A 12144-nucleotide genomic window follows, 5' to 3' on the forward strand; every position below is an offset into this window, starting at 1 on the left:
TTTACGTACCATAGATACAACGACCTCATGACCCCAGCTGCAAGGAGACCATTCGACAGAAGGTTGTTTTCATCCTTCCGATGGTGACGAAATTTTTTTGTCATGGGAGTCTATATTCTTTTTTCATCGATTCTCCCATTTTTTTACTTTTTTTGATCAAAAGTAAAAAAAAGGACGCCGCGTATCCCCCGCCTACGCTTCGCTTAGAGGCGGGGGACTTGCGGCGTATGGGTTGTTAAACGAATCTGGGGCAATGACGACCTTCATCTTTTTCCCTCCTCGATGTCGTGAAACGGGGCGACACATGGCCATAACGATGCAAACGCAGCCGGCCGCACGAACAGCGGATTCATATCCGTGCGGCGCAAGCCACTAGGCCGCAGCGGCACAGACGATGGCCATCGCGGTCAGAGCGGCGGTCGCCCCTTACTATTGTTTTCACCAACGAAAATGCCGTTTCCTTTATCGGGCAGGCAAACAGATAGATGCCGAATGGGCCAATGATCGTTGAAACAGTCTTGACCGCGATCAACGAAGGCAACGCTGCGCACTTCCGTCGCCGCGATTTTCCATAGGCTCAGCTCGGAAGTGCAGCGCCCTCAGTCCGGCGTACATTTGATTTCCAGAAACTCGCGGTCTCTCGTCCCCGCCCGATGGTGCTGATGGAACGATCGATGTTTGATCCCCGTCCTTTCGCCGCTCGTATTATATACAACGAAAGAGGCAGGATCTAGCGGCATCGCTCATGATGTCAAATTTTGACGAAAAAAGACGGAGACAGCCGCTTTTTTTCTATTTTCAGAATTGGTTATATAGTACTATAATAGAATTAGTTATATGTTCGTTTGTTCCGATGGGGAACATGATTGCCGTCGCCAATGCCAAGAAGCAGCGGTTTCCGAACTCGCCATCCGCCTTGTCTGTCAAACAATCCATCAATTGATCGCCAACGGCCACCGTCATTGGAGTGATCATCCTCTTTTTAGCATCGCTTCGTCAGCACTGAAGTTGTCAGAGGTCAGATAATAGGAGAGAGAGTCGACATGTTATTCCGAGCGCGACCGGTTATTTTTTCCGTTTTTTTCGCATCGATTGCTGTTGCGGTTATGTCAAAACCGCCTTCCTTCGATCGTACATATATGATCGCCTTGCTGTTTTATTGGCTGTTTTCCAGCTTGTATTCGCACTTGCGCGTCGTCGATAAAACAAAAAACAATATCCCGGTTGACTACGGCATCAACTACAGCTTATCGTTCTCCTTGTTTGCTGGCCCACTCGGGCTGCTTATTTTTGAATCGCTGTTTCGCTTGACTGAACATCTGACAAAGAAATATTTAAAAACAGCGGAACCGGATGAATGGCTGCACACGTTGTACAACATCGGCTCATTTGTGACGTTCAACTCATTGGCGTTCGCTCTATACAACCTCCTTAACCCGCTGTTTCAATCCGTTCCGCTTATCGGTTTTTGGCTGCTCGTTTTTCTGCTCGTCGTCATCGTTTCGTTGCTGACTGATTGCTGTCTCATCATCGTTTTTTATCTCACCGGCGATATTCGGACACAAGGCGAAGCGCTTGAGTTTATTAAAACAAGAAGCTGGACGGACATGGGAAAAACGGCGCTGACAAATGGTCTGTTATTTCTCTTTTTGCAAGAACAGCGGTGGGATATGCTTTTAAGTTTGTTTTTGCTTAATTACTTTGTCAGTCGCTCGTTTTTTTCCAAATCGCAAAGCATCCGTCATAAACTGGAGCGCGATCAGTTTGAGAAGATGGCGTACACCGATTTTCTCACCGGCGTCCATAACCGCGCCTACATGGACAAAACGATCGCCAAGCTGAATGGGACAGGCGAATGGATCGGCGTTGTCGTCGCAGATATTGACAATTTTAAATCGATTAATGACACGTACAACCACGCTGTTGGCGACGAGGTGATCCGCCATTTTGCCTCAACCTTGAAACAGTTTCTCAAAGAGGGCGATTTTTTGTTCCGCAGCGGCGGTGAAGAATTTACGATGTTTTTGCGTCATCGCACGTTTGAAGAGAGCGTCCGGCTTGTCGAGGAGATTCGAGAAGCCGTGCGCCGCAGCACCGTGTTGGTCGATTATATGGCGGCGAAACGTCCCATTGCCTATACGTCGTCGTTTGGTCTTTACTTTTGTCAAGCAGAAGGAACGATGTCAATTGAAAAAGCGTACATTTATGCCGACCATTTATTGCTCCGTTCGAAAGAAAGCGGCAAAAATAAAGTATCAGCCCAATGCGGGGGAGTTGCATGACGGGGCAGCTCCTTTTTGTTTTCTCCGCACCGTCCGGCCTAAGCAAAAACGGCGCAGCCACCATACATTAACGAAAAAATGGGGCTATCCTCGGCTGCACTGCCAAGGCAAACTTCTTCATCCTTTTCAGTAATGGATGACAGAAGAGGAATAGTTCAATAAGGTGGTGAGGGCCCTTTGATTCATCTTGTTACGGCGACTAACGACGCATACCCCTTGCCTCTTGGGGCGATGTTAAAGTCGTTGTTTGCCGATAAAACGTCCGAACATCGTGTCACCATTTATGTATCACACGAAACATTATCGGAACAAAACCAGCTAAACTGAGAAAAAAGTATTAAAAAAACATCCCCCAAAGTAAAAGGGGACGACTCACTTGTGATACGGCTCCCCCCGGTTGATCCGAAATGCGCGGTAAATCTGCTCGAGCAAAATGAGACGCATGAGCTGGTGAGGAAACGTCATTTTCGAAAACGACAACGCCTCGTCAGCGCGCGCCATCACTTGTTTGCTTAAGCCAAGCGAGCCGCCGATGACGAACACTACCTTGCTTTTGCCATAGGTGGCGAGCTCATCGAGACGGGCGGCAAATTGCTCGGACGATTTCATCTTTCCTTCAATCGCAAGCGCGATGACGTGGGCGTCATGCGGAATTTTCGCCAACAGCCGCTCGCCTTCCCGCTGTCTGATTTGCTCTTCCTCAAGTTCGCTTGCCCGTTCGGAGGTTTTTTCATCGGCGACCTCAATTATCTCAATTTTTGCATATGCGGACAGACGCTTTGTGTACTCATTGATCCCTTGAATTAAATATTTTTCCTTCAATTTGCCCACAGCGGCAATGGAAATATGCACACATCATCCCCACCTTACAAACAACTTATCAACAATATTTATCCACATATACACAACACATATCCACATATTGTGCAAAAACATCAGCATCCTACGGCATAGACAGCCTTTTTCTCGCAAAAACGGCACAGTTTTTCGCTGTTATCCACAAACATGACATCAGGGGCCTGCTCCGTCTCATCCACATATTCGTCAATGGCCATATCGATGTGCTCCTCACATGTGAATATCATCATTCTCGCTCCTTTCCTTGTGGAAAAAAGAAGGAGCGTTTCCGCTCCTCCATCGTTTTCGTTTAATACGACTCACGCGTCAACTTCATCGTGACCGTGCGTTTTTCCCCATCACGATAAAACGTGACTTCCATCCGGTCGCCGATCGATTTTTTCGTATACAAATATTTGCGCAAGTCGAGCACATTGCGGATTTTTTCGCCATCAAGCGCCACGATGACATCAAACTGTTTTAAGCCTGCCTGGGCGGCTGGCGACATCGGCACGACTTGGATGACCGCGGCCCCTTCTGTTACATTCGGCGGCAAATGAAGCGTCGCCTGCAAATGGTACGATGGGATGTCGCTCAGCGAGCGAAGTTCAACGCCCATATATGGACGGCGCACTTGTCCGTATTTTTCCAAGTCCGAAATGATCGGAATGGCTGTGTTGATCGGGATCGCAAATCCGATGCCTTCAACCGCCTCTTGGGCGATTTTCATCGAATTAATGCCAATGACTTGCCCTTTGATGTTGACGAGGGCGCCGCCGCTGTTGCCCGGGTTAATGGCTGCGTCTGTCTGCAATACTTCCGCATTCCAATCCGGAGCGCCGTCCTGGTCCAAGTCAACTTCCACCGTCCGGTTCGTCCCGGAAATAATGCCTTGCGTCACCGACCCGGCGAACTGCAGGCCGAGCGGGTTGCCGATGGCGATGACCGGCTCTCCTGGCTTTACCGCGTCGGAGTCGCCGAACTCAGCCACCTTTTTCACATGCTTTGCATCGATTTCCAGCACAGCCAAGTCCATCAGCACATCGCTGCCCAGCAGCTTCGCCGGCACTCTCGTCCCATCTTTGAGGCTCACTTCGAGCTGACTGGCGTTTTCAACAACATGATGGTTCGTGACGATAAACGCCCGTCCTCCCGCATTCTTGTAAATGACGCCCGATCCGACGCCAGCCTCGCCTCCTTGCGACCAGAAGCTGGCTTCTTGAATGTTGACAACGCCGACAACCGCATCCGATACTTGGTCGATCGCCTTTGTCACCGCCGTCGTCACATCGACGGAAACGCTTTGCCGAACCGCAGGAGCTTCACTTTCCCCTTCCGGCTCCCCTCGTTCCTCTTGCGACGGCACGACGTCGTACGGGAGGACGTCCCAACGGGAAAGCGCCGGAATGGACATGAGGACGAGCAATCCTCCTAACACAGCGCCGACAAGCGTGGACAAAAACGAACCGCTGCGCCGTTTCCGTCTCGTTTGCCCGTGCGCTTCGTAATGGTCATCGTAATATCCCACATTCACCACCCTTTCCGCATTCGTCTCCATCCCTCATTATAATCACCAATAGAGGAAAAATCCAACAAACACATTTTCCCCAGTTTAGCCAAAACGCCTCTCATACATACGCCAACGCGGTCGCCCGACGGGGATCGGTGTCGTATAAATGAAAGCGGGCGCCGACTGCCAGCCCTCTTTGTTCCAATATTTGCGCCACAGTCATGCGCGCCAGCTCTTTCATATTGTTATCTTGACTTAAATGAGCCAAATACACTTGTTTTGTCCGCTCCCCGATCACATCGGCAAGCGCCAGCCCTGCTTCCTCGTTCGAAATATGGCCGACATCGCTTAAAATGCGGCGCTTGACGCTCCACGGATACCTCCCCATCCGCAGCATCCCGACGTCGTGGTTGCTTTCAAACACGAACACATCAGCATTTTCGATCGTCTTTTTGATCCGCTCGCTCACGTAGCCGGTGTCGGTGAGCAACGCAAGCTTTTTTCCCCCGTAGTGAAAGACGTAAAACATCGGTTCAGCCGCATCGTGAGAGACGCCAAACGATTCGACATCCACATCGCCGAACGTCCTCACCGCGCCGAGTGGAAAGACAAATTTTTGTTCAGCCGGAATGTCGCCGACGGCCTGTTCCATCGCCCGCCATGTTTTTTCATTCGCATACACAGGCAGGCGGTATTTGCGAGCGAGCACCCCAAGCCCTTTAATGTGGTCGCTATGTTCATGGGTGACAAGCAGCCCATCAAGCTCCTTTGGATGGCGGCCGATTTCGGCAAACAGCTGCTCAAGCTGCCTGCCGCTCAACCCGGCGTCGACGAGCAAGCGTTGGCGGTCCGTTTCAACGTAAAACGCGTTGCCGGTGCTGCCGCTGGCCAGTACACTAAATCGCATCGTCATTCAAGCTCACTCCAACACACTTCCTTCATCGGTAATGACTTGTCCTTCAAACGCATTCACAAAATAATCTTCTTTCCGATTGACGACGATATGCCATGTCGGCGTCAACACTTGGGAAGCGGTAAACTGGACGAGGCCATAGTAGCCAAGCTCCACTTTCGTGACGCGGTCGCCCGGCTGCAAATGCCCTTTCCGGTACAGCGTCTCAAGAGCTTTAATGGCCGGAACGATGTCTTGTTTCCGCTCGTATTTTTCCAAGTCATCGAGCATCGTCTGTTCATAAGAAACCGCTTTTTGCTGCTTATTGACATGAATGATGAGCTTGCTGTTTTCGTTGCCATAAATCATTTTGCCTTCGTACACTTGGTAACAAATTACCGTTCCTTCCCCTTCATCAAATGACCAAAGGGCGTACTGCTCCCCATCCAAAATATAGCGCCGCAAAAACTCGCGCAACTGGTACGGGTCGCTGACATTTAAAGCAATGGGATGGAGAAACGTTCCTTTCAATTTCGTTTCTCCTTCTTCGATTTTTGCTTTTTGCGCGGACAGTTTTTTCGTATCGGCGGCGGTAAACGCTCGGCTTTTGCCGCTGACGTACGCCGCTTTCGTCACTTCTTTCGGCAGCTCCACATACGTGATGCCGTTCGCTTCGAGCTGCTCTTCAATGGTCGTTTCCAAAATGACATCAAGCTGGCTGCTGTTTCGTTTTTCCATAAACTGATACACTAAAAAGCAGTCGAGGATGAGGAACACAATGATGAAAATCGTCTTCGTTTTACTCCAATCCATTCGTTCCCCCTCCTCCGCCGTCCCCATCGTCGCTCACTTTTTTCCACGTTTGCTCGTACAAATAAAACCACGCCGGTTCCAGACGAATCACTTTCTCCCGTTCCGGATCTTTGACGAGCTCGTAGCCGATGGCGATATCTTTCACGAACGATTTGCGGACGCCTTTCGCTTGTTCAAGCTGTTTGACGATCTCACGGCCGGACGGCAGCGTTTTCGGGGTTCGGGTGCGGTCGGGGATTTCCAGACGGAAGAGCGGGCGCTGATATTTCATTAAATCGCTCGCCCCCCACATCTCCACGATTTCCGACATGCCGTATTCATTAAAAACCGGATACCCGTTGACAACAAGCCGGAAAATGACTTTCCGATCTTCTTCACTCCAACGGGCAAAATGGTATAAATCAGTCCAGCCGCCATGTTCATTGACAAAATCAATGCTTTTTTGAATGAAGTGAGTTTCTTGATCAGTTTGGCCCATATTGGAGACACGGGCTGCCGGATTGACATACAGCAGCATGCGCTGAAGGAAATCGACGTCCATCAGCCGCGAACCATCGGTGTACTCCTCGCCAAACGGAATCAAGTCCTTTTTCACAAAGCTCGGGTCGCTAAACAGCGCTTCTTTAAACTTATCGACGTCCAACTCATCGATGTAGTATTGCAAACTGCTAAGCTCCACTTCTTTTTCCGGCAAATAAAGCTGCTTCGTCTCGCTGACCGGATAAGCGAAATAACGGGGAAAATGGTTGGCCTCCTTCGCCAGCCGGCTGATGGCGTCCTGCGAAGCGTCACTGGCGGTCGCCTTATAAATTTTGTGCTTATCGGTTGCGATAAAATAGACTGGGAATTTATCCCCTTCACTGAATGGAACGAGAATGCGGTCAAATGCCAAGCCATCAAGCCCTCTATCTTCCACCGTGAAGATCAACCGGTAAATATCGATCGGCAGCTCGTCTGGGTAAATGATTTCCAGCCGCTCTTTTCCGTCTAAAAACGACAAAAACTTTCCTTGCGGGACGGAAGATGAAATGTTCTCAAAATCGTCGAGCGCCCATTTTTTGACTTCTTTCAGCACTTCATTTTTCTTTTCCTCTTTCGTGAGGGCGTAGTGGGCTCCGCCTTTATGGATGAGCACCTGCTTTGGCTGCACGACCATCTCCGTATCAACTTGCGTATTGCTGACGGAAACGTGCTGAATATACTCGTCGTTTTGCAGCACGTCATATTTAGGATGATACGTCCATAAAGCAAACGTCATCATAATGCTGATGAGCACAAGCGACGTCAACACAACTGTTTTGATCGCTTCATACATCGTACCAGTCATCCTTTTGCTCCCGTTCTAGCGGCAGCGTAAAATAAATCGTCGTCCCTTTATGTTCTTTGCTTTCCGCCCAAATCGTCCCGCCATGGGCGAGCACGACTTCTTTGGCAATGGCCAGTCCGAGGCCGGTGCCGCCCAATTTGCGCGACCGCGCCTTATCGACCCGGTAAAAACGCTCAAAAATTTTCGCCAAATCGGCCTTCGGGATGCCGACCCCTTCGTCGCTGACGCTGACAATGATCTCGTCGGCCAGCTCGCGGACGCGGAACGTGATCGTCCCGCCTTGCGGAGAGTATTTCAACGCATTGGAAATGATGTTGTCCAATACTTGTGTGATTTTGTCCTCATCCACTTCGATGAAAATCGCCTGGCGCGGAATTTTGCGAACGAACCGGATGTTATCGCTTTTTGTCAGTTCAAACCGGTCAATCACTTTATGAAAATAAGCCGAAAAATTGATCCATGTCTTTTTCAGCTTGTAATCTTTGCTGTCGAGCTTCGACAGATGAAGCAAGTCGTTGACGAGCCGAATCATGCGCTCCGTTTCATTTTGCACGACTTGAATGAACCTTGGAGCGATGTCTTTATCTTGCCAGGCGCCATCCGCCAATGCCTCTAAATAGCTTTTCATTGTCGTCAAGGGCGTGCGCAGCTCATGCGAGACATTGGCGACGAACTGCCGCCGCTCGCGGTCGATTTTTTCTTGCTCGGTGATGTCGTGCAAAACGACAATCAGCCCGTTGACAAACCCACCCTCTTTTTGAATGACCGATAGTGACGCCCGCAAAATGTACAATTCCTCATCGGTGCTGAAATCCAAAATGAGTGAGTCGCGTTCCTCGAGCAGCGTTTCAAACGTATATTGGTCAGCGATGCCGAGCACGTCGACGATCGAACTCGACAGCACTGTTTCACGTGAAACATTCAAAATGTTTAACGCCGCATCATTAATGAGAATGACGCGGCCGCGGCGGTCGGTCGCGATCACGCCATCGGTCATGTGCGTCAACACCGACTCAAGCTTGCGCCGTTCGCCTTCCGTTGTCGCCTGCGCTTCCTGCAGTTTTTTCGTCAAGTTGTTAAAGGTCATCGCCAGCTGGCCGATTTCATCGTAGCCGTACACTTTGACTTTGCGGGAAAAATCGCCCCTTGTCATCGCCAGCGCTTGCCGGCGCATATCGGAAATCGGCCGGGTGATGGTGCGCGACAAAAAAATGCCGAGCACGGCGGTAATGGCGAGCGCGATCCCCGTCCCAGTCGCCAAAATCATGTTGATTTGCCGCATTTGCGAAAAGACGTTTTCCATTGAGGCAATAACGTAAATGACCCCTTTGACTTCCCCGCTCGTCTTAATCGGAGTCGAGGAAATGTACATGCGATGGCCTGTCCTTGAATCAAGCATCATCCGGTCGACAGTTTCGCCGGTGACGAGCGAACGCTTCACGTAAATCTCCGTCGTCCGCTTCCCGACGATGTTTTGCATATACGGATTCGACGTCGCCAACACCTTCCCTTTGGCATCAATGACGCGCACTTCGGAAATATCTTGGGAAACGAAATCATGAAGAAGCGAACGGATGTCTTCTTCCAATGTCGGGCTTTTTTCATCGCGCTCCCGATTCATTGCCTGCTCGACGTTATAGGCGAGCAGCGTCACCCGTTCGTTCAGTGAGTTTTTGAAATTTTGCACAAGCTCCGTTTCCAACTTACGGACAAAATACACGCCGATGATTTGCATAGCGACAAGAATGAGCAGCACATAAATAATAACAAACTTAAAGCGGATCGAACGAAATGGCCCTACTTTTTTCATGCCGACTCATGACTCCTGTTCCGGGTTGCGCAAATAATAGCCGACGCCCCGTCTTGTGACGATCCACGACGGATGGGAAGGGTTGTCTTCGATTTTTTCACGCAGCCTTCTTACCGTCACATCGACCGTGCGCACATCGCCGTAATAGTCGTAGCCCCAAACCGTTTGCAGCAAGTGTTCGCGCGTCATCACTTGGCCGATATGTTTCGCCAAATAGTGGAGCAGTTCAAATTCGCGATGGGTCAACTCGATCGTCTCCCCCCGTTTTTGCACGACGTACGCATCTGGACGGATGACAAGCGGCCCGATGACGATTTCATTCGTTTCATTCTCCACTTCCTCTTGGTTGGCTGTTTGCGCATGGCGGCGCAAGTTCGCTTTGACTCGCGCCAGCAGCTCGCGCGTGCTGAACGGCTTTGTCACATAATCGTCCGCCCCCAGCTCCAAACCAAGCACTTTATCAATCTCGGAATCTTTCGCCGTCAGCATGATGATCGGCATGTCGTATTTTTTCCGCACCTCGCGGCATACTTCCATGCCGTCTTTCAGCGGCAGCATAATATCCAATAAAATCAAATCCGGCATCGTTTCTTCCACTTTTTGCAGCGCTTCCTCGCCGTCATAGGCGCAGATGACTTCGTACCCTTCTTTTTGTAAGTTAAATTGCAAAATATCGGCAATCGGTTTTTCGTCGTCAACAACTAAAATGCGTTTTTCCATCTCGCTCACGTCCTTCCTTTTGCGATGGAATGCTATCATTATGGTTCATCACCAAATTTTGTGATTTAGTGACAAAAAAGAGAAAGCACTGACGAGATCCTGGCAATAATGTTAGCGGTGAAATCAACACCGTCAAGAAAGCACTTGACTGTTTCCATTCTACCAACTTCAAGGTCTGTATACGGAAGAAGGATGTTGACTGATGAACCCATTTCATCCAGATAACATGTTTCTAGGATTGATTGGAAATCACAGAAAATGGTGAAGACTCATCATTATTAATTTACCACGTTATAAAAACGAAATCATCCTTTGCCCGCTGCCATTTTGAGGAGCAAACCATAGGCTTGCCTTCGACAGTCAAAAATGGATGAGCCACTTTTCCGCCAAGGATATGTTAAACGATTTCGTTGCATCTATACAGTGAAAAGGGCATAGACGCACGCGCATGACCCCGACCACGGACGGGACCGCTTTTCCTCCGCGAATGAAAAAAGCATAGACGCATGTGCATCTATGCTTTGGTGTTCACCGCTAGCCGCTTATGCATAAACGCTGCGGACAACGTTCGTTTGCGAGCGGTCCGGACCGACAGAGAAAATCGAAAGCGGGATGCCGGTGAGCTGGGAAATGCGTTCGACATAGTGGCGGGCATTGGCCGGCAGCTCGTCCAAGCTTCTCACCCCGGTGATATCTTCCGTCCAGCCCGGCAGCTCTTCGTAAATCGGCTCGCATTCCGCCAAAACTTTTAAGCTGGCTGGAAACTCCTCGATCACTTCACCGCGATATCGGTAGGCGACGCAAATTTTCAACGTTTCAATGCCGGTCAACACGTCAATCGAATTGAGCGACAAGTCAGTGATGCCGCTCACCCGGCGGGCATGGCGAACGACGACGCTGTCAAACCAGCCGACGCGGCGCGGACGGCCGGTTGTCGTCCCATATTCGCGGCCCACTTCACGAATGCGGTCGCCGATTTCATCATGCAGCTCGGTCGGGAACGGCCCATCGCCGACGCGCGTCGTATAGGCTTTTGCCACTCCGACGACGTGCTTGATTTTCGTCGGGCCAACGCCAGCACCGATCGTCACCCCGCCGGCCACCGGGTTGGAAGACGTAACAAACGGGTACGTCCCTTGGTCGATATCGAGCATGACGCCTTGCGCTCCTTCAAACAGGACGCGGCGTCCTTCATCAAGCGCGTTGTTCAATACGACCGATGTATCACAGACGTATTTTGCGATTTGCTGGCCATACTCGTAATACTCTTCAAAAATGTCCTCGAAGCGGAACCCTTCGGCACCGTACACTTTTTCGAACAACATGTTTTTCTCTTCCAAGTTGCGGGCCAGCTTTTCCGCAAACACATCGCGGTCGAGCAAATCGATGATGCGGATGCCGATGCGCGCTGCTTTATCCATGTACGCCGGCCCGATTCCTTTTTTCGTCGTGCCGATTTTATTGGCGCCTTTCCGCTCTTCCTCAAGCCCATCCAATTTCAAATGATACGGCAAAATGACATGGGCGCGGTTGCTGATGCGCAAATTATCGGTCGAAACGCCGCGCTCATGCAAATAGGAAAGCTCGGCGACAAGCGCTTTCGGATCAACGACCATGCCGTTGCCGATGACGCAAATTTTGTCTTTATAAAAAATGCCCGACGGGATTAAGTGAAGCTTATACCGCTCTCCGTTAAACACGATCGTGTGTCCGGCGTTGTTCCCTCCCTGGTACCGGGCAATGACTTCCGCGTTTTCCGATAAAAAGTCTGTAATTTTCCCTTTTCCTTCATCGCCCCATTGCGTGCCGACAACAACGACTGACGACATGGCGAGCACCTCCAGTTTCCTCGGTCTAAACATTGTCAGTGTATCAGTTTTTCGGTGCAAAGTCAATGAAACACGAACATTTTAAACAGTTATAAACTTTTTTATTCGTCTATTAAACCCGAAA

Annotated in this window: 10 protein-coding genes; 1 reads left to right on the forward strand and 9 read right to left on the reverse strand. The window is 50.1% G+C overall.

Annotated features, from left to right (window positions below; all coding sequences use genetic code 11):
• The first annotated feature begins 1043 nt into the window (after window positions 1–1043).
• Window positions 1044–2282 (forward strand): GGDEF domain-containing protein, encoded by a 1239-nt coding sequence (locus CV944_RS08140; protein WP_100664057.1) that lies wholly within the window; start codon window positions 1044–1046, stop codon window positions 2280–2282.
• Window positions 2283–2654: 372 nt separating this feature from the next.
• On the opposite strand, the gene rlmH is transcribed toward CV944_RS08140, so the two are convergent.
• The 9 genes from rlmH to CV944_RS08185 all read right to left on the reverse strand — a co-directional run bounded on the left by rlmH (window position 2655) and on the right by CV944_RS08185 (window position 12020).
• Window positions 2655–3134 carry a 23S rRNA (pseudouridine(1915)-N(3))-methyltransferase RlmH gene (rlmH, locus tag CV944_RS08145; protein ID WP_020754209.1) on the reverse strand — a complete coding sequence of 160 codons (480 nt, stop codon included), beginning with the start codon at window positions 3132–3134 and terminating at the stop codon, window positions 2655–2657.
• Window positions 3135–3217: 83 nt separating this feature from the next.
• Entirely contained in the window at window positions 3218–3370 is a 153-nt protein-coding gene (locus CV944_RS08150; RefSeq protein WP_020754210.1) for a CxxH/CxxC protein, read from the reverse strand.
• Window positions 3371–3429: 59 nt separating this feature from the next.
• A complete protein-coding gene (locus tag CV944_RS08155; RefSeq protein ID WP_100664062.1) occupies window positions 3430–4647 on the reverse strand; it encodes a S1C family serine protease in 1218 nt (405 codons plus the stop codon).
• Window positions 4648–4747: 100 nt separating this feature from the next.
• Window positions 4748–5542 (reverse strand): MBL fold metallo-hydrolase, encoded by a 795-nt coding sequence (locus CV944_RS08160; RefSeq protein ID WP_063211306.1) that lies wholly within the window; start codon window positions 5540–5542, stop codon window positions 4748–4750.
• A gap of 6 nt (window positions 5543–5548) precedes the next feature.
• Entirely contained in the window at window positions 5549–6334 is a 786-nt protein-coding gene (locus CV944_RS08165) for a two-component system regulatory protein YycI (protein ID WP_033008870.1), read from the reverse strand.
• Window positions 6321–7649, reverse strand: coding sequence for a YycH family regulatory protein (locus tag CV944_RS08170; protein WP_100664058.1), 1329 nt, complete (start codon window positions 7647–7649; stop codon window positions 6321–6323). Before CV944_RS08170 ends, CV944_RS08165 begins: the two co-directional genes overlap by 14 nt.
• On the reverse strand, window positions 7642–9471 hold the full coding sequence (gene walK / locus CV944_RS08175) for a cell wall metabolism sensor histidine kinase WalK (protein ID WP_033016895.1): 1830 nt from the start codon (window positions 9469–9471) through the stop codon (window positions 7642–7644). The genes CV944_RS08170 and walK overlap by 8 nt, the downstream gene beginning before the upstream one ends.
• Window positions 9472–9477: 6 nt before the next feature.
• Window positions 9478–10191, reverse strand: a complete 714-nt coding sequence (yycF, locus tag CV944_RS08180; RefSeq protein WP_033008867.1) for a response regulator YycF — start codon at window positions 10189–10191, stop codon at window positions 9478–9480.
• A gap of 542 nt (window positions 10192–10733) precedes the next feature.
• Entirely contained in the window at window positions 10734–12020 is a 1287-nt protein-coding gene (locus tag CV944_RS08185) for an adenylosuccinate synthase (RefSeq protein ID WP_033008881.1), read from the reverse strand.
• Between the last annotated feature and the right edge of the window lie 124 nt (window positions 12021–12144).

Source organism: Geobacillus sp. WSUCF-018B (assembly GCF_002809985.1).
GTDB lineage: Bacteria > Bacillota > Bacilli > Bacillales > Anoxybacillaceae > Geobacillus > Geobacillus thermophilus.

What these genes read in the sequence shown, in the direction of transcription:
- yycF (WP_033008867.1), bottom strand. Translation starts at nt 10,191, where the DNA reads ATGGAAAAACGCATTTTAGTTGTTGACGACGAAAAACCGATTGCCGAT.
- walK (WP_033016895.1), bottom strand. Translation starts at nt 9,471, where the DNA reads ATGAAAAAAGTAGGGCCATTTCGTTCGATCCGCTTTAAGTTTGTTATT.
- CV944_RS08170 (WP_100664058.1), bottom strand. Translation starts at nt 7,649, where the DNA reads ATGTATGAAGCGATCAAAACAGTTGTGTTGACGTCGCTTGTGCTCATC.
- CV944_RS08185 (WP_033008881.1), bottom strand. Translation starts at nt 12,020, where the DNA reads ATGTCGTCAGTCGTTGTTGTCGGCACGCAATGGGGCGATGAAGGAAAA.
- CV944_RS08160 (WP_063211306.1), bottom strand. Translation starts at nt 5,542, where the DNA reads ATGACGATGCGATTTAGTGTACTGGCCAGCGGCAGCACCGGCAACGCG.
- CV944_RS08150 (WP_020754210.1), bottom strand. Translation starts at nt 3,370, where the DNA reads ATGATGATATTCACATGTGAGGAGCACATCGATATGGCCATTGACGAA.
- CV944_RS08165 (WP_033008870.1), bottom strand. Translation starts at nt 6,334, where the DNA reads ATGGATTGGAGTAAAACGAAGACGATTTTCATCATTGTGTTCCTCATC.
- CV944_RS08140 (WP_100664057.1), top strand. Translation starts at nt 1,044, where the DNA reads ATGTTATTCCGAGCGCGACCGGTTATTTTTTCCGTTTTTTTCGCATCG.